General features: G+C 68.6%; 20 protein-coding genes. 8 read left to right on the top strand and 12 right to left on the bottom strand.

The window, feature by feature from the left end:
* Nucleotides 1–3 precede the first annotated feature (3 nt).
* Nucleotides 4–1464: an aldehyde dehydrogenase family protein gene (locus tag FA743_RS11645; RefSeq protein ID WP_136886273.1), complete on the top strand. Its 1461-nt coding sequence runs from the start codon at nucleotides 4–6 to the stop codon at nucleotides 1462–1464.
* An 11-nt stretch (nucleotides 1465–1475) separates the two neighbouring features.
* Here the strand turns inward: FA743_RS11645 and FA743_RS11640 are convergent, their stop codons facing one another.
* Nucleotides 1476–2648: a replication initiation protein gene (locus tag FA743_RS11640; protein ID WP_136886272.1), complete on the bottom strand. Its 1173-nt coding sequence runs from the start codon at nucleotides 2646–2648 to the stop codon at nucleotides 1476–1478.
* 516 nt (nucleotides 2649–3164) lie between these two features.
* Here FA743_RS11640 and FA743_RS11635 point away from each other — a divergent pair.
* From FA743_RS11635 to FA743_RS11610, 6 genes are all read left to right on the top strand, one after another.
* Nucleotides 3165–4559 (top strand): AAA family ATPase, encoded by a 1395-nt coding sequence (locus FA743_RS11635; protein WP_136886271.1) that lies wholly within the window; start codon nucleotides 3165–3167, stop codon nucleotides 4557–4559.
* Nucleotides 4552–5661, top strand: coding sequence for a ParB/RepB/Spo0J family partition protein (locus FA743_RS11630; protein ID WP_136886270.1), 1110 nt, complete (start codon nucleotides 4552–4554; stop codon nucleotides 5659–5661). The genes FA743_RS11635 and FA743_RS11630 overlap by 8 nt, the downstream gene beginning before the upstream one ends.
* 82 nt (nucleotides 5662–5743) lie before the next feature.
* The gene (locus tag FA743_RS11625) at nucleotides 5744–5986 is read left to right on the top strand and encodes a type II toxin-antitoxin system Phd/YefM family antitoxin (protein ID WP_136886269.1); all 243 of its coding nucleotides are present in this window, start codon (nucleotides 5744–5746) and stop codon (nucleotides 5984–5986) included.
* Nucleotides 5983–6357: a type II toxin-antitoxin system VapC family toxin gene (locus FA743_RS11620; protein WP_136886268.1), complete on the top strand. Its 375-nt coding sequence runs from the start codon at nucleotides 5983–5985 to the stop codon at nucleotides 6355–6357. The genes FA743_RS11625 and FA743_RS11620 overlap by 4 nt, the downstream gene beginning before the upstream one ends.
* Before the next feature lie 272 nt (nucleotides 6358–6629).
* Nucleotides 6630–6965 (top strand): phage tail assembly chaperone, encoded by a 336-nt coding sequence (locus FA743_RS11615; protein ID WP_136886267.1) that lies wholly within the window; start codon nucleotides 6630–6632, stop codon nucleotides 6963–6965.
* A gap of 183 nt (nucleotides 6966–7148) precedes the next feature.
* A complete protein-coding gene (locus FA743_RS11610) occupies nucleotides 7149–10406 on the top strand; it encodes an autotransporter domain-containing protein (RefSeq protein ID WP_136886266.1) in 3258 nt (1085 codons plus the stop codon).
* Nucleotides 10407–10501: 95 nt separating this feature from the next.
* On the opposite strand, the gene FA743_RS11605 is transcribed toward FA743_RS11610, so the two are convergent.
* The 3 genes from FA743_RS11605 to FA743_RS11595 all read right to left on the bottom strand — a co-directional run bounded on the left by FA743_RS11605 (nucleotide 10502) and on the right by FA743_RS11595 (nucleotide 16711).
* Nucleotides 10502–14572 carry a PA14 domain-containing protein gene (locus tag FA743_RS11605; RefSeq protein ID WP_136886265.1) on the bottom strand — a complete coding sequence of 1357 codons (4071 nt, stop codon included), beginning with the start codon at nucleotides 14570–14572 and terminating at the stop codon, nucleotides 10502–10504.
* Nucleotides 14573–14852: 280 nt separating this feature from the next.
* Nucleotides 14853–15200 (bottom strand): response regulator, encoded by a 348-nt coding sequence (locus FA743_RS11600; RefSeq protein WP_136886264.1) that lies wholly within the window; start codon nucleotides 15198–15200, stop codon nucleotides 14853–14855.
* Entirely contained in the window at nucleotides 15197–16711 is a 1515-nt protein-coding gene (locus FA743_RS11595; protein ID WP_136886263.1) for a sensor histidine kinase, read from the bottom strand. Before FA743_RS11595 ends, FA743_RS11600 begins: the two co-directional genes overlap by 4 nt.
* A 231-nt stretch (nucleotides 16712–16942) precedes the next feature.
* Here FA743_RS11595 and FA743_RS11590 point away from each other — a divergent pair, with 231 nt between their 5' ends.
* Nucleotides 16943–18166 (top strand): sensor histidine kinase, encoded by a 1224-nt coding sequence (locus FA743_RS11590; RefSeq protein WP_136886262.1) that lies wholly within the window; start codon nucleotides 16943–16945, stop codon nucleotides 18164–18166.
* Nucleotides 18167–18200: 34 nt separating this feature from the next.
* On the opposite strand, the gene FA743_RS11585 is transcribed toward FA743_RS11590, so the two are convergent.
* The 8 genes from FA743_RS11585 to FA743_RS11555 form a co-directional block, all read right to left on the bottom strand.
* On the bottom strand, nucleotides 18201–19934 hold the full coding sequence (locus FA743_RS11585; RefSeq protein WP_136886261.1) for an ABC transporter permease subunit: 1734 nt from the start codon (nucleotides 19932–19934) through the stop codon (nucleotides 18201–18203).
* Nucleotides 19934–21394: an ABC transporter substrate-binding protein gene (locus tag FA743_RS11580; RefSeq protein WP_136886260.1), complete on the bottom strand. Its 1461-nt coding sequence runs from the start codon at nucleotides 21392–21394 to the stop codon at nucleotides 19934–19936. Before FA743_RS11580 ends, FA743_RS11585 begins: the two co-directional genes overlap by 1 nt.
* Before the next feature lie 18 nt (nucleotides 21395–21412).
* On the bottom strand, nucleotides 21413–22207 hold the full coding sequence (locus FA743_RS11575) for an ABC transporter ATP-binding protein (RefSeq protein ID WP_136886259.1): 795 nt from the start codon (nucleotides 22205–22207) through the stop codon (nucleotides 21413–21415).
* Nucleotides 22204–23004 carry an ATP-binding cassette domain-containing protein gene (locus tag FA743_RS11570; RefSeq protein WP_211242251.1) on the bottom strand — a complete coding sequence of 267 codons (801 nt, stop codon included), beginning with the start codon at nucleotides 23002–23004 and terminating at the stop codon, nucleotides 22204–22206. Before FA743_RS11570 ends, FA743_RS11575 begins: the two co-directional genes overlap by 4 nt.
* 126 nt (nucleotides 23005–23130) lie before the next feature.
* The gene (locus FA743_RS20465; protein WP_211242250.1) at nucleotides 23131–23490 is read right to left on the bottom strand and encodes a hypothetical protein; all 360 of its coding nucleotides are present in this window, start codon (nucleotides 23488–23490) and stop codon (nucleotides 23131–23133) included.
* Between the two features lie 23 nt (nucleotides 23491–23513).
* Nucleotides 23514–23816 (bottom strand): metalloregulator ArsR/SmtB family transcription factor, encoded by a 303-nt coding sequence (locus FA743_RS20460; RefSeq protein ID WP_211242249.1) that lies wholly within the window; start codon nucleotides 23814–23816, stop codon nucleotides 23514–23516.
* A gap of 75 nt (nucleotides 23817–23891) precedes the next feature.
* Nucleotides 23892–24545: a DUF1007 family protein gene (locus FA743_RS11560; RefSeq protein WP_136886258.1), complete on the bottom strand. Its 654-nt coding sequence runs from the start codon at nucleotides 24543–24545 to the stop codon at nucleotides 23892–23894.
* Between the two features lie 149 nt (nucleotides 24546–24694).
* The gene (locus FA743_RS11555) at nucleotides 24695–25738 is read right to left on the bottom strand and encodes a glycosyltransferase 61 family protein (protein WP_169308862.1); all 1044 of its coding nucleotides are present in this window, start codon (nucleotides 25736–25738) and stop codon (nucleotides 24695–24697) included.
* Nucleotides 25739–25765 lie beyond the last annotated feature (27 nt).

Raw genomic sequence — 25765 nt, 5'->3', positions numbered from 1 at the left:
GCCATGAGCCTCGACGACCTGACCCAGATCGACAGCACGCGGATTTTCGTGAACGGCGCATGGGTGCGGCCCTCGGGTGGCGGCACCATCCCGGTCACCGACCCCTCGGACGGGCTGGTCATCGGCCAGATCGGGCGCGGCACCCCCGCCGATGTCGATGCCGCCGTCGCGGCGGCGCGGGATGCGCGGGACGGCGAATGGGGCCGCATGACCGCCACCGCGCGGGGGCGGATCCTGATGCGGATGTCAGCGCTGGTGCTGAGCCGCGCCGAGGATCTGGCGATGATCGAGACGCGCGACGTGGGCAAGCCCCTGAACCAGTCGCGCGTCGACAGCACCGCTCTGGCGCGCTATCTGGAGTTCTATGCCGGCGCCGCCGACAAGCTGCACGGCACGACCATCCCCTATCAGGACGGCTTCACCGTCTATACCCTGCGCGAACCGCATGGCGTCTGCGGCATCATCATCCCCTGGAACTATCCGATGCAGATCCTGGGCCGCGCGGTCGGCGCGGCGCTGGCGGCGGGCAACACGGTGGTGCTGAAGCCCGCCGAGGATGCCTCGCTCTCGGCGCTGGTCTTTGCCGATCTGGCCGCGCAGGCGGGGCTGCCCGCGGGCGTGCTGAACGTCGTCACGGGCCTCGGCGCCGATGTAGGCGCGGCGCTGGCGGGGCATCCGGGCATTCATCACCTGTCCTTCACCGGCTCGGTCGCCACCGGCACCCGCATCCAGGAGGCGGCGGCCCGCAACGTCGTCCCCGTCACGCTGGAGCTGGGCGGCAAGTCCCCGCATCTGGTCTTCGACGACGCGGATCTGGAGGCCGCGCTGCCGGTCCTGGTCGCCACCTGCCTGCAGAACGCCGGGCAGACCTGTTCGGCGGCCTCGCGCGTGCTGGTCCAGCGGGGCGTCTATGACGAGGTGCGGCGCCGGATGGCGGGCATCTATCAGGGGCTGGTCGCGGGCCCGGCGGTCGCCAGCCATGATCTGGGGCCCGTGGTCTCGGCCCGGCAGCGCCAGCTGGTGCAGGACTTCATCGACCTGGGCAAGCGCGAGCTGACGCTGGCCGCCGAGGGCCGGATCCATCCGGAGGTCGCCTCGGGCGGCCATTTCGTCCGCCCGACCCTCTTCGCCGAGGTGCCCCCCGACCACTCGCTGGCGCAGCAGGAGATCTTCGGCCCGGTGCAGGTGCTGATTCCCTTCGAGGACGAGGCCCATGCGCTGGCCCTCGCCAACGGCACCGATTTCGGGCTGGTCGCGGGCATCTGGACCCGCGACGGCGCCCGCCAGCTGCGCCTCGCCCGCAAGCTGGAGTGCGGGCAGGTCTTCATCAACAATTACGGCGCGGGCGGCGGGGTCGAGCTGCCCTTCGGCGGCGTCGGGCGATCCGGCCACGGGCGCGAGAAGGGCTTCGAGGCGCTGAACGGCTTCACCCGCATCAAGACCGTCACCGTCCATCACGGCTAGAGGCACCCGTCCTACAAGGACATCTCATCCCAAAACGCGGCGATACGCCGGGCGTTCAGGGGTGACATCCAGCCGTGACGCTCGAAATCGGCGCGGGCGCGGGCGTCGGTCAGGTGGCTCAGAAACAGGCGCCGGTCGGCATCGCGCTGTGTCGGCGTGCGGGTCTTGATGATGTCCAGGATGCGGCGCAGGCGCTCCACCCCGGCATCGGGCGCGGCATCCGAGGGGGCGGGCAGCGCGGGCACGGCCTCGTCGGTGCCGAAATTCCCCTCCAGCGCGGCGCTCAGATAGCCGACCTTGCTTTTGACGTTCTGGCGCGTCTCGACATAATCCAGCTTGGCCGCCACCTGCCCCTCGCCATGCGCCGACAGCCATTGCCGCGCCAGCCGGTCGCTGACCCCAAGCACGCGCAGCCGGGCATAGACGGCGCCATGCCGCATCCCCTCGCCATCGTCCATGTCCAGGATCGCCAGCTGCGGGTTCTCGGCGATGCGGAAGCGGATCTGCGTCACCGCCCTGCCCTGCTTGCGGGTCTCGGCGGTCAGCATGATGTTGCTGGTCTTGTTCACCTCGGCCAGGGCGGGCTTGATGATCTTGGCATTGAGCTGCTTGAACACCTCGTAATAGGCCGATCCCTCGACCCCCATCAGCCGGCGGAACAGGTCCAGATCCCACCAGCCGGTCGAGCCGGTGCGCACGAAGCGATAGCAGTTCTCGTACAGCGCCAGCGCATGCCCCGAGGTGAAGCGGCGCTGGATGTTCAGGTTGATCAGCGCGAACATCTTGGGGTCGTGCAGCTTTTCCGCCAGCGCCGGGGAATAGGCATATTCGCAGACCCCGCCCTTCAGCTTGGCATAGCTGAGCAGGCTGGACACGCCCCATTCCTGCTGGCCCTTCTCGTCCAGCATGTCCCATTCGGCCACCGTCTCGACCAGCCCGCGCAGGGATTGCTTCAGCGTGTCCATGTCGTTGCTGTTATAGCCGATCATCAGGGACAGGGTGCGCGCGTCGATCTGGTGGCTGGGGCGGCTGGTCAGCGTGTCATAGGCATTCAGCAGCAGCACGTTGGACAGCTTGCGCTGCAGCAGCGTCAGCTTGCCCGAGACATGGATCGCCGCCACATGCTTCTTGACCGCCCCCCGCCTGAGGGCGCCCGACAGCTGGTCGCGGGGAATGTCATCCATGGCTTCGCTCACCGGTTGCTGCGTCATTCTGGCGCAAAAGGCACCCGGCGACAATCGTCAATCGGGCACCTGAACGCGGGTCCCGGCCGTCCCGCATCCGGGCACCTCTGGGCGCGCGGACTGTTAAAAGGTATCCGTTTGCAGGATCGCAGGTGGCGGGAATGGCCGGTTCCGGGCCCGATCCCGTCCCTGGCGACCCTTTCCCGCGTCCGGATGCCCCTTGTCCCGCGAATCGGTCCCTGCCTCCCTGCAAACGGGCACCCTTGATCCCGCAGATGGGCGCCTGTCATCCCGCAAACGGGTGCCCGATATACCCGACGGCCTTGTTCTTGAAGGGGAATGCTGACCCAAAGACTCTAAAGTCCCTAAAGACTCTACAAGCTTTATGTCGCCGCCTTTTCCTCGTTTTGACAGGTTTCGCGGCGAAACCTGTCCATCGCGTTTCACTTTTGGCTTTCGATGTGCGAGAGTTTTCTTTGAGACCGACGAAACACGTCACATCGCAGCAGGATCGAGATGGCAGGCAAAGAGCCTCTTCCCCCCTATTTCAGCATCGACCCGGCGCGTGCCGCCAAGCGCCTGTCCGAGCCGATCGGCACCGCCCGATTCGCCAAGGCGGCGGCCTTCGCCGCACGGGGGCGGCAGGATCTGGCCGAACGGGGCTATGCCCCCGACGGGCGCAAGCGCCTGCGCCGCTTCTCGACCTGGGAGGTCTGCCGCTATCTGATCCCGGTCGCCGCCGCGCATTTCCGCCGCGTGCTGCGCAAGCATCCCGACCTGCCGCAAGGCACCGGAGAGGGCAATTCGAAATGGTTCACCTTGGACGAGGTGCTGCGCCTGCGCGATCATTTCGCAACCGAGGGGGCCGCCGACCGCGAATACCGCCCCTGGCGTCCTGAAGGACTGCCGGCCAAGACCATCGCGGTCGCCAATTTCAAGGGCGGGGTCGGCAAGACCTCGACCGCCGCGCATCTGGCCATGTCGGCGGCCCTTGACGGCTACAAGGTGCTGGTCATCGACCTGGACAGTCAGGGCAGCATGACCTCGATCATGGGGGGGCAGGTGCCGGACGAATGGTCCACGGCCTTCCCGCTTCTGGCCAAGGATTACGCGCTGGCGCTGCAGGGCGAGAACAGGGTCCGCGAGGCGGCGGGCCAGGCGCCCCTGCCTTTCGACGAGACGCTGACCGAGGCGCTGAAGATCAGCGCCCGCGATCTGATCCAGCCGACCCACTGGCCCAATATCGACCTGTTGGGCGCGCAGCTGAACCTCTATTGGGCCGAGTTCCAGGTGCCGGTCTGGCGGATGGGGTTGCGCAGCTGGCCGCTCTGGGATGCGCTGGCCAATGGGCTCAGCCATGACGGCATCTTCGATGCCTACGACCTGATCTTTCTGGATACCCCCCCGGCGCTCGGCTATCTGACGATCAACGCGCTGGCCGCCGCCGACATCCTGCTGGTGCCGCTTGGCGCGACCTTCCTGGAATTCGACTCGACGGGGCGGTTCTTCGACATGCTCTATTCGACCTTCGCCAGCGTCGAGGATGGCGAGAACAAGGCCCGGCGCCGCGACGGGTTGCCCGAGATGCGCTTCGAATGGGATGCGGTGCGCGCCATCATCACCCGTTTCGAGGCCGGGCAGCAGACCGATCTGGCCAATGTCATCCAGGCCTATTTCGGCGATTTTATGACCACCTATCGCCAGGAACTGACCGCCATGGTCGGCCAGGCCGGAGAGCAGGTGAACGGCATCTACGAGGCCGATTACCGCGAGTTCAACCGCGACACCTATGTGCGGGGCCGCGAGACCTTCGACCGCACCTGGGCCGAGGTCAAGGAACTGATCCTGGGCGCATGGTGGCGCGATCTGCAGATGGCCGAGGCCGAGGGAAAGGAGGAGCGGAATGGTTAAGCGCCGCCGGCTGGAGACCCCCAGCACCGACGATCTGAGCCGCATCGAGGAGGAGTTTCGCAGCGAAACCTTCGACCGGCCCGCCACCGCGCGGGGCTTGGCCCCCATCGCCCAGGTGGCCGCCGACAGTGCCGCCCATGCGCAGGCCGACGGCACCGACATCCGCGCCGCACGTGCCCGGACCGAGGCCGATGCCGCCCGGCTGCATGCCGCGCAGGCGCAGGGCCTGCTGATGGTCGAGATCCCGGTGGACCGGATCGATGCCGACGCGATGATCCGCGACCGGCTGACCATGGGCGAGGAGGAGATGCTGGAGCTGCGCCAGTCGATCGCCGCGCATGGGCTGCGGCTGCCCGTCGAGGTCTTCGAGCTGCCGGGCGCGGACGCGGCCGCCCCATCCTACGGGCTTCTGTCGGGCTATCGCCGGCTTCTGGCCACGCGCAGCCTGCTGGAGCTGACCGAGGCCGACAGGTACCGCACGATCCGCGCCATCGTCCGGCCCCGGGAGGACAGCAGCAGCGCCTTCATCTCGATGATCGAGGAGAACGAGGTCCGCGAGGAGCTGAGCCATTTCGAGCGCGGCCGCATCGCGGTCATCGCCGCCCATCACGGGGCCTTCGCCAATACCGAGGACGCGGTGGACAAGCTGTTCGCCAGCGGCTCGAAGGCCAAGCGGTCCAAGATCCGGTCCTTCGCGCTGATCTTCGAGGAACTGGGCGACATGCTGGAATTCCCCGAGGGGCTGACCGAACGGCGGGGGCTGCAGCTGGCCACGGCCCTGCGGCAGGGCGCCGAGGGACGGCTGCGGCAGGCGCTGTCCGAACGTAGCCCGGCGGATGCCGAGGAGGAATGGCTGGCGATCGAGCCGGTGATCCGCGTCGAGGATCGCGGGGTCCGCGATCCGGGCCGGGGCGGACGCCCGAGAAAGCTGCAACCGGTCACCGGCTGGCTGGACGACCGGACGCTGCGGACCTCCAGCGGCGTCACGATCCGGCGGGCGCAGGACAGCCGGGGCCATGTCCTCCGGCTGGAGGGCGATGTGCTGAACGGCGAGCTGATGGACAGCCTGATGCTGGAGATCCGCGCCCTGCTGGAGCGGTGAGCGGTTTCGCTGCGAAACCTGAGGAATCACTTGCCCGGGTGGAAAAGGTGACCTACATTATGGTCATCAAGGAGCCTGTCCCATGCAGATCGCCATTGCCGAAGCGAAGGCCCAGTTCGCCGAATTGATCCGTCGCGTCGAGGCGGGCGAGGATGTCGAGCTGACGCGCTATGGCCGCCCCGTGGCGCGGCTCGTTGCCGCCCAGAGGCCGGCACAGGGCCTGATCGGCTGCATGAAGAGCCGCTTCGTTCCGCCGGGGGCCGTGGACGAGGGCGATGACGAGGTCGCCGCCCTCTTCGCGGGCAGCCGGATCCCGCCTGCGTGAGGCTGCTTCTGGACACGCATATCCTGCTGTGGGCGATGCTGGACGATCCCCGCCTTGGTGGGGGCGCCCGGGCGGCGATGGCCGGGGCCGAGGCGATCCATGTCAGCGCGGTCTCGGTCTGGGAGATCGCGATCAAGTCGGCGCTTGGCAAGCTGGCCGTACCGGACGATCTGTTCGATCAGGCCCTCGCAGTGGGCGTGCGGCCCCTGCCCATCAGCTGGGCCCATGCGCAGGGCGTCGAGCGCCTGCCCCCCCATCACGCCGACCCCTTCGACCGGCTGCTGATCGCGCAGGCCCGACAGGAGGGGATGGTCCTCGTCTCGGCCGACAGCAAGTTCCGGGCCTATGACGTGGAGCTGATCGACGGTTGACCAAAGCCCGTGCTCCGGCGGCCTGTCGATGCCCGGTGCGGGGGCAGATCGGGCGGGGTCGCATGTTTTTCAATCGAACGCTGGTATCCTGAAAAATTGAAAGCTAAGGTCCCTTACAACTTAGGGGAGTTGTCGATGATGGGCGCGGCTGCCGCTTTTCCCGATACGCGCGGTTCAGGGGTCGCCCCGGCCGGTCGCAGTCCCGCGCGGGGCGGCCCGGCAGATATGGGGCGTCTGCGGCTCTCCTTTCTCTTTCTCACGGAGACCGAATGATGACCCTCGAGAAAGCCCTCTGCACGACGCTGGAAAGCCTTCTGGCAGGACAGCAGGTCCGCATCCCGATCGCGGGGCAGGAGATCCTGGACGTCTTCATGCTGCTGTCCCGGTCGCGGTCCTGGCATCATCACGGCCCGAACCCGATCAGCTGGGAGGCCATCGAGGCCTGGGCCGATGACAATCGTCGGCTTATCCCGACGCATCAGGCGGCGATCATCATGGCGATGGACGGCGTCTGGCTGCATCACACCGCGCGCCGGATGGCCGAACAGGCGCAGGACATGCCGAGGATCGGCCTGCCCTGCGCCTCCGGCAGCTATCGGATGCACTGAACCCTCGTGAAGGACCGGCGCGCCTGACGCGCCCGGCCGCGTGACGGTTTTCCGACATTTTCTGATCTGAACGTCTTTGTCACGGCAGCGTCATCGCCTGCTGTTAGCGGCAACGCTCTGCCCCGGGGGGGCTTTTTTCCCCAAGGGCGGATCAACAAAGACTTCAGAACGAAAGACTTTCGCGTGTCCTATACAAGAACGACCCTTCGCCTGTCGACAGCACTTGCGCTGGTGACGGCCTGCCCGGCAACCCTTCTCGCCCAAGAGGCCTATCTGAACCGCGACGTTCCCTCGTTCATGGAAACGGGCTTTACCAACGAGCGGGGCGACCCTCGCTATCTGACCCGCGAGACAAATGCCGGCGTCCGGCTGTTGGACGGTTTCCTGGACATCTGGGAGCCGCGCACGCCCTTCGTCGATGCGGACAACACCGTCGCGCCCGGCTTCGGCTTTCCCGGCGTCACCCCCAGTGACTGGGACGGCCTGGCGGGCAGCCCCACCGATGGCCGCATTCTCGACCAGGCGGTCCATAACCACAATATCGGCCATGTCGAACGGATCACCCGCACCCGTACCGCCGCCGAGGCGCGCGATGCCTATCTGGATGACCGCCGCGCCAAGGGCTACAGCGTGGTGACCGGGCTGGGCCCGCTGCAGGAGGCCTGGATGCGCGGCAGCGGACAGGTCACGACCATCCTGGACATGCCCGCCGAGGCCCGCGAGATCCGGTTCGACGACGAGGGCAACAACAACGGGATCTCGGCTGCCGACGGCAATGACGATCTGGGGCTGGCGGTCGAGTTGGTGAACCGCATGGGCTGGAGCGCCTCGACCGAGCCCGGCAAGCGCTACTTCAAATATGCCCGCCCTTGGCGCTGGTCGGGCGACGTGGCCGTGGTCCCGGAACTGGAGCCCGCGAAAAGCGACTCGCCCGGCACCGATGGCGGCTTTCCGAGCGGCCACACCGCCGAGGCCTGGCGCGATTCGCTGGCCCTCGCCTATCTGGTCCCGCAGCGCTTTCAGGAGATGATCACCCGGGCCGTCTCTCTGGGCGACAGCCGCATCGTGGCGGGCATGCATTCGCCGCTGGACGTGATCGGCGGGCGGATGCTGGGCACCGCCTCGGCCGTCTACAACCTGAACCGGCAGGACGGCGACGCGGATTATGCCTGGCAGACGCAGCGCGACGCGGCCTTCGATCAGGCGCAAGCCTGGCTGCGCAACGAGACCGACAGCACCACGGCCACCGATCTCTATGTCGCGGCCCATGCGGGCGATCTGACGACCGACCGCTTTGCCAGCCGTGCGGCGAATGCCGCCTATGTGGCCGAGCGCATGACCTATGGCTTCGCGCCGATCGCGGCCACCGACGGGCCGGTGCATGTGCCGCAGGGCGCCGAGATCCTGCTGGCCACGCGGATGCCCTACCTGACCGCCGACCAGCGCCGCGCCGTGCTGGCCACCACCGCCCTGCCCGGCGGGTTGCCGGTCATGAACGATGAGGAGGGCTATGGGCGGATGAACCTCTTCGCCGCCGCCGACGGCTATGGGGCCTTCCTGCAGGATGTGACGGTGGCGATGGACCGCGATCTGGACGGGTTTCATGCCTTCGATGCCTGGAACAACGACATCGGCGGTCCGGGCGGGCTGACCAAGACCGGCACCGGCACGCTGATGCTGACCGGCCTGAACAGCTATGCCGGCGGCACCCGCGTCCGGGACGGGATGCTGGTGGGCACGAACGGGCAGGCCTTCGGGACCGGCGCCATCGCGGTCGGGGCCTCGGGTCATCTGGGGGTCAACACGCTGGTCGACAGCACGATGGCCAACGACCTGACCGGCGCGGGCCGGTTCGACAAGCGCGGCACCGGCACGCTGTCCTATGCGGGCGACGGCGCAGGCTTCACGGGCCGCACCACGGTCGAGGGCGGGCGCCTGTCGGTGACCGGCACGCTTGGCGGCAGGCTGGACGTCGGCGCCGGTGGCACCCTGGGCGGCGACGGGACCGTGGGCAGCACCGTGCTGTCCTCGGGCGCGCAGCTGTTGCCCGGCATGTCGATCGGCACGCTCAAGGTCGCGGGGGACCTGACCCTGGCCCCCGGCGCGGTCCTTCGGGCCGAGATCGACGGCGACGGGCGTGCCGACCGCGTCGAAGTCGCCGGCACGGCCCGCGTGGCAGGGGCCAGCGTCGCGGTCACCACGCTGGACCGGACCGCCAGCTACCGTCAGGGCCAGAGCTATCGCCTGATCGAGGCCGAGGCGGTCGAGGGGCGGTTCGCCGACCTGTCGATCGGCTCGGATTTCATCGCCTCGCGGCTGATCTACGGGCCTTCCGACGTGACGCTGCGCCTGTCGACCAGAGGCGCGCGCGCCTTTGCCGAGGCGGCGGAGACCGACAATCAGCGCGCCACCGCCTCTGCGCTGGATCTGCTGGACCAGGGCGCCGGCACGGACAGCCTGGCGCTGTACAACGCGGTCCTCTTCTCGGACGAGGCCGGGGCCCGGCAGGCGTTCGACCGGATCTCGGGCGAGGATCATGCCAGCGCCGGGGCGCTGCTGCTGAGCCAGTCGCGCAGCCTGGGCGCGGGCGTGTTCGCGCGGCTGCATGCGGAGCAGACGGGGGCCTGGGTTCAGGCCACCGGATCGCGCGCCGAGCTTGACGGGGACGGCAATGCGGCGGGCGTCGAGGCCTCGGCGACGGGGCTGATGTTCGGCGCGGACGGACCGGTGGGCGAGGATGCGCGCGTGGGCTTCGTCGCGGGCGTGGGTCAGGGCCGGATCGACACCGGTCGCGGCACCGGACGCATCGAGGCGGACAGCTATCATCTGGGCCTGCATGGCGCGTCGCAGATGGGCGCGCTGTCGCTGAAGGCCGGGCTGGCCTACAGCCGCAACCAGCTGGACTCCCGGCGCGAGGTCGCGGTGGACAGCTTCACCGACCAGCTGCGCGCCGCCTATGACGCCGATCTGACCCAGGTCTATGCGGAGGCCAGCTATGCGCTGACCCCGCGTGACGGGATCCGGCTGGCGCCCTATGCCGGGCTGACCCATGCGGTCCTGTCCACGGACGGGTTCGCCGAGCGCGGTGGCGCGGCGGCGCTGACCTCGGAGGACAGCACGGAGAAGGCCAGCTTCGCCACGCTCGGGCTGCGGGCATCGGGCGATCTGGGCGAGGACGCAGCGCGGGATCTGGGCTGGACCGTGGCCGCCAGCTGGCAGCACGCCTTCGGCGATCAGACCGCAGAGCGCCAGATGAGCCTGTCGGGTGGCGGGGCCTTCCTGGTCTCGGGCGCGCCGATCGGGCGCAATGCTGCCGCGCTGTCTGTGGGCCTCGACATGGCCGTGGGTCGCAACGGCCGTCTTGGGATGGGCTATCAGGGGCAGGTGTCGGGCGACATGTCCGCCAACAGCCTGACGGCCGATTTCACGCTGCTCTTCTGAGCGGCGGCGCACGGGTCCGGGGCACGCGGCCCCGAACCCGTGTCAGACAGGTGCCCCGGGGCGCCGGACAGTGCTGGCGCCCCCGGGCGTGAGCCTCAGAAGATGAAGCTGACATCCTCCATGTCCAGACCCGCGAAGGTCACCGTTCCCTGATCGTGCTTCAGGACAAGGCCCTTGCTGCTGTCCTGCCAGACCAGCCTTCCGCCGCCGACCAGCTCGGCCGTGTCGATGCCGATCTGAAAGTCCTGCACGACATCCTTGCCCGAGCGGAAGATGAAGAGATCCCGCCCCCCGCCGCCCAGATAGACGTCATCTCCGGGGCCGCCGTCCAGCGTATCCTGGCCATAGCCGCCCGACAGCGTGTCGTTCCCGGTTCCGCCCAGCAGCAGGTCGTTGCCCCCATGCCCGCGCAGATCGTCATTCCCGGCCAGCCCCGACAGCGTGTTGGCGCCGCCACTCCCGCCGATGCGGTTGTTCAGGGCATTGCCGGTCCCGTCGATATCGGCGGCACCCCGCAGGACCAGCGCCTCGATGTTCGGGGCCAGGGTCCAGTCGAGCGATGCATGGACGCTGTCATAGCCCTCGCCCGCCCTCTCGATGGTCCGGTCGCCGACCTGGTTCACGAAATAGGCGTCATTGCCGAGGCCGCCATGCATCTCGTCGGCGCCCCCCCTGCCATAGAAGGTGTCGTTGCCGGCAAAGCCGTACATCTTGTCATCCCTGCCCGTCCCCGAGAGGATGTTGTCCGAGGCGTTGCCCACAATCGCGCCTGCGGGCGGGGCCACCACGGGGGGGACCACCACGGGGTGGGCGGGGGGCACCACGACCGGGTCCGCCTCTCCGGTGCCGATGAAATCGCCGCTGTCCCGGCTTTCCCACCAGCCCGGGTTTGCCCGGTTGAAGTCCAGGATGGCATCCCACCGCTCGGACTCGTCGTCCAGATGCTGCAGGGCCCCCCAGGATCCGTAGGATCCGTGCCGGCCGACATCCACGAAGGCATTGAAGAGCGTGCCCCCCGCGGCCTTCCAGCCCTCCATCAGCTCCTGATAGAGGCCGCCCATATGGTCGGACTGGTTCAGGGCGTTGAAGAAGTTGGCAAGGACCTTGTTGTTGCTCCACTGGCCGACGCCCACGACATGGGTGCCGCCCTCGTACATCACCAGATCCAGATCATGGGCATCCGCGACCTTCTTGTGATAGGCGAAGGTCTTGATCAGGGCCGCGATCGATCCGTCCGGGTTGCCGGTGACCGAGCCGTCGCGCAGTTCCTTGACGGCCAGATCGATGGCGCGGTCGTATTTGTGGTCCTGGACATAGGCGGTCAGCTGCCCGCCCGACAGGCCCTGGGCGCGGCCCTCGGTCAGCGCGCCCGCCTCGGAGCTGGCGATCCAGTTCAGGACGGTCGCGCCCTTCTCGCGCCCCAGACTGCCGTCGAAATAGCCGGTGATCGCATAGTCGTTGAACAGCGGCGCCGGTTTCGGCGCACCGTCCGCGACCGCGTTCGGGGCATCGAGGATGCTTTTCTCGAGCCCCTGCCAGCCGGTATGGGTCGCGATCACCTTGTTGACCAGATCGTTGACGTTCGGGCCATAGACCTGATCGACGATCCGGGCCATCTCGGCGGCTTTCATCCCGTAGAACTGCACCCAGGCATCGCCCTGGCCCGGCCACAGCTTCTGGCCCTGCTGATGGGCCCATTGCGCCTGATCGAACTGGAAGTTCCAGACCTCGTTCGAATATTCGAAGAAGGGCTTGAGGTCGGGATCGAGGTTCTCCTTCACATAGCTGACGAATTTCCGGATGTAATCCTGGCTTGCCAGATGCGGGATGTTGAACCAGGGATCGGTTCCGGTCTCGTTGGCAAGCTGGACCATGACCTCCAGCGGGACACCGGCATCGGTGCTCCAGGTGGCGTCCGTCATCTGCGCCCGGTCGGCCCAGGAGGCGACGTCCGAGTTGTTCGTGCTCTGCCAGTCCATGAAGCGCAGTGAGCGCATGTCGTCGATCATCTCGATCCAGTCCGGGTTGAAGACCTTGCCCGATTCGAAGGCGGGGATGTTCTTCTCGTGGACCACCGAGATATTGCGGATGTGGTCGCTGCCGGTGATCCGGTGGATGTCGATGCTGACCAGATTGCTGCCGCGCGGCACATAGTCGAACCAGATCTCGCCATCGCCATAGCGCAGGTTGGTGCCGCCCGAGACGCGGATCTCGCCCTGCCCGTCATAGGTGATCCGGTAGGTTCCCGCGACCGAGGTCATCTCGGCCGGCATCTCGGTCAGGAACAGGGCGCTGACATGCGTGACGCCGGGCGGCAGCTTGGTCAGATAGCCGTTCGCGTCCGACACCGCCTCGATCTGCTGCGCGGTGGCGCCGCCCCACCGACCCTCCAGATGGCCGGTCCAGGGACGCGCGCTTTTGAAGACGTCGAGGAAGGGCATCTGGGTCGACCAGTCGCTGACCCCGCCCAGGCCCACCCCCATGGACGGGTTGGTCAGGCTGGATCCGTCGGAGGGGACCGGCGGGGCGGGCCTGACGGGCGTTTCCGGGTCGGGATCCACAGGAGCGGGATCGACAGGCTTCGGATCCACGGGCTTCGGATCGACCGGCTTCGGATCGACGGGCTTAGGCGTGACGGGCGCGGGATCGACGGGGACCGGCTGCGCCGGCTCGGTGCCATGCGAGATGACATCCTTGCCCAGCACCATTCTTTTGCCCGAGGTGTCCGGGCCGCTGTACTGGATGTCGGCCGCAGAGGTGCCGTTCACCTCGAGATAGCGGAATTCGATGTCATGCGATCCCGCGCCCAGCTTGACCGTCACCTCGCCGGACCTGTAGGCGCCGTTGTCGCTGCGCTCCCAGACCAGCTTGCCGTCCACATAGAGCCGCGCGGCATCGTCGACGCCGATGGTGAAGCGGTAATCCCCGGCCTTCTTGATCTCCAGATCGCCCTCGAACTTCGCGGCGAAATGATTGACCGGACCGCCCTTCCACAGGCTGCCCTCGGTCCAGAACTGGACCTTGTCCAGAACGGCGGAGGCCGTCGGCCGGGCCGAGAAATCCACCGTCCGGATATTGGTGGCCCCGGAGGGCAGCGCCCAATAGGTGGCCTGCCAGCCTGCAACCTCGGAACCGGGCTCGGCCGGGGGTGGATCGACCGGCTTGGGATCGGCGGGCTTGGGATCGACCGGCTTGGGATCGACGGGTTTCGGGTCCACCGGCTTGGGATCAACGGGTTTCGGGTCCACCGGCTTGGGATCAACGGGCTTGGGATCGACCGGCTTGGGATCCACAGGTTTCGGATCGACCGGGGCGGGCTCGGCGGGTTTCGGATCCACAGGGGTGGGGTCCACCGGCGGCGGGGTCACCGGGCCCGGGGTCGCGCCATTGTCGTTGACGCCGTCGCGGTCGTACTCGTTCACCGTCTCCCATGCGACCTTCTGCAAGGCGTCCGCAAGCTTCGGGTTCACGGCCGGATAGGGTCCCCAGGGGCTGGAGGTGCGTTCCGGCAGATCGTCGGGGTTCTCGCCATAGAGTGTCGCCTGATGGACCATCGTGACGAAGTAATTCCCGTTGAGGTTCAGGTGGATGTCATCGGTGAAGAACTGCCGGATCGAGGTCACGCCGGGGATCTGGCCCGCCGCGATCGCGTCATAGAGATTCGCCATCGCCTGACCGGCGGGGATCATCAACATCGGCTTGGCATCCGCCGGCAGGCCCGCGTTCACGCCGTCGAGGATGCTTTCCCATTTCGGCCGGAAGCTATCCAGCCCCGCACGCCAGTCCCTCAGGTTGCCCTTGTGAAAGTCGAAGCCGTGCCAGGTCTCGTAGACATAGGTCTGGACATCGGGATTGGCGGAAAGGGCCAGATTGGCGAACCGCAGCGCATGCTCGACGGTCCCTGACCATTTCAGGTTGGTCTCCAGCGGGATCGCCTCGGTCATGATGACCGCATCATAGGTCCCGGTCGCAAGCGCCTTGCGGGCGTCCTTGCCTTGGGCGAAATCGGCGCCCGAGCTTTGCCAGTTCACGCGCAGGGGGGCGCCGATGATGATCTGGTAATCGGTAACACCCCCGCGCCCCATGCTGTTCATCATGTGCGGAAGTTCGAGGCCCACAAGGCTGTGGCCGATGGTGAAGATGTTGGAAGAGGCTGAAAGGGTCACGCTGTTCTCCGTCTGCTCCCTGCATCGCGCGATGCGATCGCAAGGGTCCAAAGCCGTTGTCGCCATCGACAGTCCACAAGGGGAAAGCAGAACGAATGACACGAAGCGACTGGTGAGAACCTTACCCTTGGATGGGTTAAGCATGTGTTAAAGAGAAGCACAACCATAGGTTGAGTCCGCGCTAAAATCTTTTTGCAGCGGGGAGAAAATGACGCGGCGACGCACGTCCGCGCAGTCCCGGGGGGCACGTCCGATCTGCCCGGAGGGGTAAGCCCGCAGTCTATCGCAGGCTGGCGATCGCGGCCTTGAGCTGGGAAAACTCCACCGGCTTTTGCAGCGTGGTGGTGCCGGCATAGGTCTCGGTTAGCCCGGCAGCCCCGTACCCGGTCGCAAAGAGAAAGGGGATGCCCCGGTCGCGCAGGATCTCGGCGATCGGAAACGAGGTCTCGCCCGCCAGGTTCACGTCGAGCACGGCCAGATCGAAGCTCTCCTGCCGGGCCAGCTCCATGCCCCGATCGAGCCAGGCTGCGGGGCCGACGACCTCGAAACCCATTTCGACCAGCATGTCGTCCATGTCCATGGCGATCATCATCTCGTCCTCGACGACCAGAACCCGGACGGCCGTCATGCAGGGGCGACTTCGGGGCGGTCCGCTAGCGCGGCCATCGCGGCCGAGAATCGGAACGCGAAGCCTTCGGGCGGATAGTCCAGGCTGATCCTGGCGTCGAATTCCATGGCCAGGCCGCGCTCGATCAATTTCGTTCCAAATCCCTTGTGCGACGGCGCCACTACCGGCGGCCCCCCGTATTCCCGCCACTCAAGGTTCAGGCGGGGTTCGGGGTTCCCGGTCTGCGACCATGTGATGTCGATCCGCCCCCCATCCGCACAGAGGGCGCCGTGCTGCGCGGCATTGGTCGCCAGCTCGTGCAGGGCAAGGGACAGCGAGACGGCGGCCCGCGGGTTGAGGGCCAGAGGCGGGCCGACAAGCCGGATGCGCCGGTCCGCGCCATCAGGATCGGGGGCGATGGCGGCGGTGGCGACATCGCGGATGTTCGAGCCCTGCCAGTTGCGCTTCGTCAGCAGATCCTGCGCCCGCGACAGCGCCGCGACGCGCGCGGCCAAGGCCTCGCGGGCGTCGCGCATCTCGTCCGTGCCCTGCAGCGTCTGCCGGATGATGGCCTGGACCGTGGCGAGGGTGTTCTTCAGCCGGTGGTTCAGCTCGTTCATCAGCAGGCGCAGATGCGCCTCGCCCCGCACGCGGTCGGTCACGTCATGGCCCTCGACGAAGATGCCCGACACCGTGCCGTCGGCCCCCAGCAAAGGCTGGTAGACGAAGTCGACGAAGCGCTCTTCGACGGGGCCATCGGGGCTGCGTTGAAGGTTGATCCGGATGGCTTGGCCGGTATAGGTCTGCCCGCTGTCGAACACGTGGCTCAGGGTGTCGATGAACCCCTGGCCGACCACTTCGGGAAGCGCCTCGCGCACCGGTTTTCCCACGGCCTTGCGATGCCCGATCAGCTGTTCATAGGCAGGATTGACCAGATCGAAGACATGGTCGGGCCCGCTGAGCATGGCCATGAAGCCCGGGGCCTGCGCGAACAGCTGCTGCAGCCGCTCGGTCTCGACGCGTCTCTGCTGTTCGGCCTCGACCCGGTCGGTGGTCTCGACCATCACGGCGAGGACGCCCACCGATGTCCCATGCTCGTCCAGGACCGGGGCGTAATCCAGATCCACCCAGACCGCCCTCGGTCGTCCGTTCAGGGTCAGGGTCAGAGGCTGATCCTTCAGGGACAGGGTGCCGCCGGCAAGTCCGACCCTCATGGCCTTGTCGCTGAGGCTTGCCGCTTCCGGCCATGCCTGCCGGACCTGCATGCCCAGAAGCCCGGGATGGCGATCGCGCGAGAACCCGGCATAGGCATCGTTGTAGATCAGGATGCCGTCTTCGCCCCAGAGCAGCGCCATCGCCACCGGCGAGCGCAGCACGATCCCGACGGTTATCTTGAGGATGGCGGGCCAGCGCTCGATCGGTCCCAGGGCCGTGCCGGACCAGTCGAAATCGCGCACCAGCGTGCCCATCTCGCCGCCTCCGGACAGGAAGGCGGGACCGGCAGGGGTCGCGCCCGGATCGGCATGGGTCATGCGGCGGTCCTTTGTTCAGCTTCAGGTTGCAGGGGCGGTCCTGCACAGTCCATCACACCACGTCCGACCCCCGCATTTCAACACCGGATCGCATCGGCGCCGCACGGACGGTCGCGGGTGTGGCCAGACTTTTCTCGCGGTCTGGCTGCTGTTAGCCTATACAGTTCGGGATAAAACACATGGCGGCGCCGGTCCCCCGGCACGCCATCACGACCCAAGAGAAGCGAAACCATGAGCAAGCACCATGTGGACCCCGCGGCCGTGCCTCCGGAGACGGAGGACAGTGCAGCCGAGGAACTGACCTACCGGCTTCGCCAGCAGCAGCTGGCGGCCGAATACGGGGCCTATGCGCTGCGGACCCACGACCTCGGCGCCCTGCTGCTGGAGGCCACGCGGGTCTGTGCCGAGGGCCTGCACAGCCGCTTCTGCAAGGTGATGGAATATCTGCCCGACGAAGGAAGCTTCATCCTGCGCGAGGGCGTGGGCTGGAGACCCGGCCTTGTCGGCCACGCCCGCATCGGCGCCGACCTGGAAAGCCCGACCGGCTATGCCTTTCAGACGGGCACGCCGGTCATCTCGAATCATCTGGACCAGGAAACCCGGTTCCGGACCCCCCGCCTGCTGGCCGAACATGGCATCCGGCGCGCGATCAACGTGCTGATCCAGGGTGATGGCGGTCGCTATGGCGTGCTGGAGGTGGACAGTCCGACCGAGGGGCGGTTCACCCAGGCCGATCTGGCCTTCCTGCAGGGATTTGCCAACCTTCTGGGCGTGGCGATCGAGCGGCATCAGGGCGAGGATGCCCTGCGGACCAGCGAAGCCCGGTTGCGCGAGGCGCTGGCGCATCAGGAGGTGCTGCGGCGCGAGATCAGCCACCGGGTCAAGAACAGCCTGGCGATGGTGGCCGGGCTGCTGAGCATGCAGAAGCGGACCTCGTCGGACCCGGCCTTGGAAAAGGCGCTGGACGATGCCGTGGCCCGGGTCACGGCGATCGCGCAGGTCCATGACCGGCTGTGGCGTGCCGACGAGGTCGACAGCGTCACGCTGGCCGATTTCATGGGCGAGATCGCCCAGCAGATCCGCGCGACGGCGCATCCCGGTCAGACGCTCAGCTGCGACTTCGCCCCGGTGTCGATCGCGACCGATCAGGCGGTGCCGCTGGCGCTTCTGGTGAACGAGCTGGTGACGAACGCGCTCAAATACGCCTACCCGTCGGGCGAGGGCGATGTGCAGGTCGCGATCGCGCCGGGCGCGCCGGGGCGGCTGCGGCTGACGGTCTCGGATCAGGGCCGGGGCCTGCCGCCCGGTTTCGATGCCGAGGCCTCGGACAGTCTGGGGATGACGCTGATCCTGGGCCTCAGCCACCAGCTGCGCGGGCGGATCGACTGGCAGGACCTGCGCCCGGGCACGCGATTCACGCTGGATTTCGCGATGCAGCGGAAGGCGGGCGCCTAGGGCCAGAGGCGGGGGAAATGCCCCCTCCCCCGCGTCAGCGGCGAGACCGCCAGACCGGCCCCATCGAGGCCAGCGCCACGCCCAGCACCGACATCAGCGCCAAAGCCATGACCGGGGTCAGCACGGCCCAGGGGGCGCGCTCGACATAGGGCATGCCCTCGGCCAGGATCAGGCCCCATTCGGGGGCGGGGGGACGGGGGCCGAGGCCCAGGAACCCCAGGGCCGCCAGCGCCAGCGCCACGCCCGGCAGGCGCAGCATCGCATGGCGCAGGACCGGCCCCGCCACCGCCGGCAGGATCGAGCGGACGATCAGGCGGACCGGCCCCACCCCGAGGATCGGGGCGATCTGCACATGGGGCTGGGCGCGGACCTCGCTGACGAGGGCGGCGGTATGGGCGGCCAGCGGCGCCCAGGCCACCGCCGTCACCGCGATCAGCGCGCCCTGGGCACTGGGGCCCATGGCGGCGGCGACGACAAGGCCCGCGATGACCGGCGGGGTGGCCTTGGTGATCTCGGTCGGGCCCACGGCCAGACGCGGCATCAGCCCCATTCCCAGACCAATGACCAGCGCGATGGCCGTGACGATCACCGCCATCCCCACGGTCGAGACCGCGCCATGCGCCACCCGGGCCAGCACGTCACGCCCCAGCCCGTCCGCCCCCAGGGGCAGCGCCAGGCCGGGTCCCTGCAGCCGCAGATGGTCCGAGGCGAAGGGATCGCGCGGCAGGCCCGCCAGAACCAGCAGCACCAGCACCCCCAGCACCGCGCAGGGCAGGATCCAGGCGCGGCGGCGGGTCCTGTGCTGGGCGATCTGCGGGACGGGCAGCGCGCCCAGATGCAGCGCGCGGCCCAGCAAAGCCACCCGGATCAGGTTGGCGATCATGCCGATGACGATGGCATTCAGCAGCAGGATCAGGATGCCCGCCTGCAGCGCCGGAAGGTCCTGCGCCGAGGCCGCCCCCAGGGTCGCGCGGCCAAGGCCCGGGATGGCAAAGACCTGCTCGACCGCGATGGCGCCGCCGGTCATGCCGACGACGATCATGCCGATCTGCGGCATCAGGCTGGGCAGGGTGCGGCGCAGGACCGCCAGGCCGATCTGGCGGCGGGTGAAGCCCGCCACGGCCCAGGTGGCGATCCAGCGCTCGGTGAAGGTGGCGGACAGCCCGTCCGCCAGCAGCCGGCCCAGAAGCCCGCCGGCGGGCAGGCCAAGCGCGAGGGCGGGCAGCACCACATGGGCGGGCGTCGTCCAGCCATAGGGCGGCAGCCAGCCCAGCCAGACCGAGAAGACCACCAGAAACAGCGAAGACAGCATGAATTCGGGCATCGCCGTCAGCGCCGCCGGGATCGCCCCGGCCGAGCGCGGGTCGCCCCCGCGCAGCCCCTTGCGCATGGTCATCACGCAGAGGATGCCCGCCAGCACGGCGGCGACCGCGAAGGCCACCGCCATCAGCGTCAGCGACACGCGCAGCGCGCCCAGCATGCCGGGCAGGACCGGCGCGCCCGAGATCCACGAGGTGCCGAAATCGCCCTGCACCACGCCCGAAAGCCAGGTCTGCAGATGGCTGACCGGACCCAGCCCCAGCCCCAGCTGCGCGCGGATCACCTCCAGCGCCTCGGGGGTGGCCTCCTGTTCGCCCGACCGGGCGCGCAGGATGCTGAGCGCCGGATCGCGCCCCGAGATCCAGGGCAGCAGCCCGACCAGCAGCATCACCGCCGCCAGCGTCACCCCACGCGACAGCGCGGGGACCAGGCGCGAGGGGCGGCGCATTACGGCAAAAGCGTCGTGTGTTCGGTGATCAGCACGCGCTCGCGCGGGTCGCGTTCCACGCCCGAGACGCCGGCGGCCTCGCCCTGGATGACCCGCTCGTGCAGCATCGGCACGGCGGCATCGGTGGACAGGATCGCGGCCTCGGCGTCGATGATGGCGCGGCGGCGATCCTCGCCGGGGGTCGCGGCGGCGGCAGCGGCCAGCGCCGCATCCACCGCGGGATCGCAGAGCTGCGCGATGTTGAACGAGCCCTCGCAGGCGAAATCGCTGAACATGTAGGCGACCGGATCGCCCGAATCCAGCACGGTGGCGCGGGACAGGATGAAGATGTCGAAGGCCCCCGACAGGGCGTCAGCCTCGATATGGGCGTATTCGCGGACCTCCTGCTCGACGGTGAAGCCGGCGGCGGTCAGGGCCTGGGCGGCCAGCACGGCGACCTCGGGCAGCTCGGCGCGGTCGCTGAAGGTGGCCAAGGTGATGGGGGTGCCGTCGGGAACGGCGGCGGCAGTGCGCGCGACCTCGGTGCGCAGCCCGTCCGCCCAGGGCAGCGCCGGGCCCAGAAGGCCGCGCGCGACATCGGCCCGGCCCTCATAGACGGTGCGCACGATGCGGTCCCGGTCGATGGCCTCGCGCACGGCGGCGCGCAGGGCCGGATCGGCCAGCGGGCCCTTTTCGGTGTTCAGATAGAGGGTGTTGGTGCGCGGCATCGGCACCTCGTGGATCAGGTCCGGATCGACCAGCGCCGCTTGGCTGACGGGCACGGCCTCGACCACATGGGCGGTGCCGGTGCGCAGGGCGGCGGCGCGGGCGGTGCCGTCGCCCACATAATCCGCATCGATGCCCGACAGCTTGGCATGCTCGCCCCAGTAATCGTCGAAGCGGTCCAGCGCGGCGCTGGTCACGCCGTTGATCTGGGTCAGCACGAAGGGCCCGGTGCCAGCACGGGTGGGGGTGACGCGCCCGTCCGCGCCATAGGCGGCCTCGGCCAGGATCGCCAGCTGCGGGCTGGACAGGCGATTGGGCACCAGCGGATCGCCGGTCGCGGTCCGCAGGATGACCGCGTCGCCGTCGACCTCGACCGTCATCTCGACCCCGTCGAGAATGCGCGGCTTTGGCACCGCCATCGTCGCCGCCGTCAGCGAGGCCGCGACACGCTCCGCCGTCAGTTGGGTGCCGTCATGGAACATCACGCCCGGGCGGATGGTGAAGCGCCAGGTCAGGTCGTCCACACGGTCCCATGCGGTGGCCAGGAAGGGCTGCGGCTCGCCCGCCGCATCCAGCCGGATCAGCGTCTCGGCGGTGCTCCAGCGCGACAGCTTGAAGGCATCGTCGGTCAGCGGGTTCAGCCCCGAGCGTGGCGGCTGCAGCATCGCGACATGGAGGCGCGGATCGTCCTGCGCGATCGCCGTGCCCGCCAGCGTCAGGCCAAGCGCAAGCGCGCCGAGAAAGGTCGGGGTCATGTCATCATCCTTGTGAGGTCAGGCAAGTGCGGAAAGGGGCGGCACGGCGGCGATCAGCGCGCGGGTCCGGGCATGGTGGGGGGTGGTCAGCAGGTCCTGCGTCGGGCGGTCCTCGACGATGGCACCCTCGTCCATGACCAGCGTGCGCTGGCACAGATCGGCGACCACGGTCAGGTCATGCGTGACCATCAGGATGCCGGTGCCCTGCGCCTCGGACAGGGCGCGCAGCACGCCCACCACCTGTTCGCGAATCGGCAGGTCCAGCCCGCTGACCGGCTCGTCCGTCAGCAGATAGGCGGGGCGCGTGGCGACGGCGCGGGCGATGGCCACGCGCTGCGCCTGCCCGCCCGACAGCTGGCCGGGGCGCCGCGTCAGAAAGCGGTGGTCGAGGCCCACCTTCTCCAGCGCCTCCTCGGCACGGCGGGTGTGGTCGCAATCGACATGCAGGCGCAGCAGCGGCTCGGTCACCAGCTGCGCCACGGTCATGCGCGGGTCCAGGGACGACACCGGGTCCTGCGGGACGTATTGCACCGCGCGGCGATACCAGCGCAGCCCCGCGACCGAGCCCGCGCGCACCGCCCGGCAATCGCAGGTGATGTCGCCCTGATCCGGGGTCTCGATCGCCAGCAGGCAGCGCAGCAGGCTGGTCTTGCCCGAGCCCGACATGCCCACCAGCGCCACCCGTTGCCCGCGTTCCAGATCGACCGAGACATCGCGGATGATCGGCTTGCGCACCCGCCGCTGCCAGGGGCTGCGCGGCAGGTCATAGCCCAGGCTGACATGGCGCATCGACAGATAGGGGTCCGCCGTCATCCGTGCACCGCCTGACAGTGGATGCCGCAGCGCTCTGCCGCCGCGACCAGCAGGCGGGCGTAATCGGTTTCGGGCGCGGCCAGCAGCTGCGCCATGGGGCCGTCCTCGATAATGCGCCCGCCCTCGATCACCAGCGCGCGGTCGCACAAGTGGGCGGCGGCATGCAGGTCATGGGTGATGAACAGCAGCCCCGGCCCGCCGGGCGCGCGGGTCACCTGATCCAGCACGCGCAGCACCTGCGCCTGCGTGATCACGTCCAGCGCCGTGGTCGGCTCGTCCGCGACGATCAGGGGCGCGTCGGCGGCCAGCGCCATCGCGATGCAGACCCGCTGGCGCTGGCCGCCCGACAGCTCGGGCGAGCAGCGCCGCAGCATCTGGTCGGGGTCGGGCAGGCCGACGCGGTCGAGCAGCACCCGCGCCTCGTCCTGCGCGGCGCGGCGCGACAGGCCCCGGCGGCGCAGGGGCTGTTCCATCTGATAGCCGATGGTGGTCAGCGGGTTCAGCGCCGCCTGCGTGTCCTGCGTGACCATTGCCGCCCGTGCCTGACGGGGCCGGGACAGCACATGGGTGGTGGTGACATCGAGGCCGTTCAGGCGGATCCGGCCGGTCAGCCGCGCCTCGCGCGGGGCCAGACCCAGGGCCGCGCTGGCGGTCAGCGACTTGCCCGAGCCGGACTGGCCCAGCAGCCCCACGCGTTCGCCCCGGCGGATGTCGAAGGTGATCGCGTCCAGCAATCGCTGCCCGCCCATGGTGATGCACAGGCGGTCGACGGAGAGGATCGGAACAGAGGAGGACACCAGACAACACCACGCGGTTCGTTGCGTGAGTGATAGGATAACATATCGGAATGGTCAATTGGTCGAGCCGACGAAATGCCGGACCACCCCGGGGGCGGTCCGGCAGATGCCCGGAAGGCGCCCGGATCAGGCGGCAGAGAGGACCTCGACCGGGCCGTGATCGTCGCAATGGTCGCCATGCAAGTGGTGCAGGCGGCCATCGACCAGATAGTCGACATGATCGCCATGCGGGACGGCCTCGTGGCCGCAATCGGGGCCGTGGACGTGATCCGCGTCGTGGCCGGTGCAGCCCGCGCCGTCGGTGCAGGTCGCGGGGTTGGCCGCACTGACCTCGATCACATGCTCGTCCACATGATCCTGATGGGGATGATGCAGGTGGCCGTCATGCAGGTAATCCACATGGTCGCGATGGCGGATCGCGGTATGGCCGCACTCGGGGCCGTGCTGGTGGGGATGGTTCGGGTGGATGGTGCAGCCATCATGCATGGGTCTTGTCCTTCTGGGGTCTGTCAGTGGTCTTCGCAGGCGTGATCGATCGCGTTCGTCACCATGGTCAGCACATGGTGGTCGGCCAGCGAGTAGAGGATCGACTTGCCCTCGCGCCGCCGGGCGACCAGCCGGGCCGCGTGCAGCACCGCCAGCCGAGCCGAGACGGTGGTCAGCTTCTCGTTGCTCATCGCCGCCAGGTCGGTGACCGAGGCCCCGCCCGCCGCCAGCCGCAGCAGAAGCCGCAGGCGGTTGGGTTCGGACAGGGCGGCGAACATCACCGCCGCGGCGTCCACGTTCCTGTCGGCGAGGTGAATGTTATTCATGCATCAATCCATAGATCAATGGAATGATGGAGGCAAGCCCCTGCAGCGTGGGGCGCAGAATTTCTTGGCGACAGGTCACCCGCCGCAGCGAACCTCCAGGGACGCGGCGCCCACCGCGCCGATCTGGACCTGCACATCGTCCGAGGAGGTCCGCCCCAGCTCGCGTGCCAGCGCATCGCGCAGCGCGCTGGCATAGGCATCGGTCTGCGCCTGCACGTTCCCCGACTGCCGCGTCACCTGGCAATCGGCCCGGCCCTGGATGACCACCTGCGAGGGCAGGCTGAAGGCCACGTAGAAGGTCGGATCATAGATCCGGATCGCGGTCGGCACTTCTCCGGCGATCGGCCCCGGCAGGGTGTGGCTGCGCCGGGACACCATCCGGTTCCCCTCCAGCCGGGTCGAGAGGGGGCGCGGCGGGTCCGAGGCGATCCGCCCGCCGGCGGTCTGCAGCTCCAGCCGGCCGCCGTTCAGGGGGTCCCAGTTGGCGTCCAGAGCGTCCCACGCCTGCAACTGCGGAAGGCCGAGGCTGTCCCCCGCCCCCGTCTCGGACAGCATCAGAAGCGAATAGAGCTCGTCATAGGCCCAGGCCTCGTCCACGGCGGACAGCCGGCCCTGCGCGTCATAGCGCAGGGTCAGCGAGACATCGATGAAGACATGCGGATGGGCCAGCGCCGCAGCGGGCAGCAGGGCGCCGATCAGGATGGCGGCAAGGCGGCCCGGACGCGGCATTCAGGCATCCTCCCGTTCCAGAGGGTCGCCGGCGGATCGCCGCGCGAGATCTGCGAGAAGCTATCACGCTGGCCTGCGGGGGACCAATGACGAAACGCGGCGCTTCGGGCGGCGGAATCGGGCGCCTGGCCGTTCACGCCGCCCTTCCGTCACGCCGCCAGCAGGTCGAGCGTCGCACAGAGCTCGTCGGGAGGGATGCGGAACGAGTCCCGCTGCCCCTCGCCCACCAGATAGGCATAGCGCATGCCCAGGGCGTCGGTGAAATCCTTCCAGACATTGTTGAAGCGGTAGGGATGCTGGAGGACCAGAAAGGTGGCATCCGGCGCGCAGCCCAGGAACCCATGCGCCAGAGCGCTGCCCTCGACCCCGACGACGACGCGGGCATCGCGGCATCTGGCCAGGATGCTGTCGAGGGAATCATGGGTCGGATCGACGATGTCGAAGCCGAGGCCCGCCAGCCTCTCCTCGATCTGCGGTTCGTTGGCCAGCAGGCGCGCGGCGCCGCTGCCGCGCCGGCGCAGGAAGACGCCATGGCCCCGACGCGGCCCCGGCGCGTCCCGCAGCGTCTTGCGCAGCTTGACCAGACGGTCGCGGCGGTGCCCGGTCATGCCCCAGTCCTCAAAGACCCAGGCCTCGGCGATGCGGGCCTTGGCCAGTTCCGGCGCATCGATGCCCAATCGGTGCCGATAGCCGGCGGCATGGGGCCAGGACCGGACGGCCCGGGCCGGCGCCCGGAAGACCGGACCGAACTGGCTGGCCAGAAGCGCCGTGGCGCTGTCATCGACGACATGATGGCCGAAATATTGCGAGCCGACGAGCGAGGACGAAAACGCGGCCCTGTCCAGATGGGTCGTCCGTTCGAGCGAGATCAGGGATTCGCGCTCTGGCACTTGCGGCTCGCGCGCGTGGCCTGCGAAGACGACACCGTCGATGTACCACGCATCCTTCAGCAGGAAGGCGCGGGTCGGCGTGTGGCTGATCTCGTCGGCGGACAGGCGCGCCTGTTCATAGGCCAGCGAGGTGTCGGACTGGACCGCCCGGATCCGGTCCAGCTGCGCCGGCAGGCTGATCGCCGCACGGCGTCGGTTCCGCTCTTCGGGGGCCAGGACGTGGATCTCCGAGGCGGCATCCTGAAGCCGGCGGGACAGCCCCATGCGTTTGCGGACGCGATAGGCAAGCGGAAGAAGTGTCATCGGCGATCCTGGCTGCAAAAAGCCGCA

The organism is Paracoccus gahaiensis (assembly GCF_005048225.1).
In the GTDB taxonomy this organism is placed as follows: Bacteria; Pseudomonadota; Alphaproteobacteria; order Rhodobacterales; family Rhodobacteraceae; genus Paracoccus; species Paracoccus gahaiensis.
Note: the sequence above shows the minus strand (reverse complement) of the source record. Positions and strands in the feature narration are given on the sequence as shown.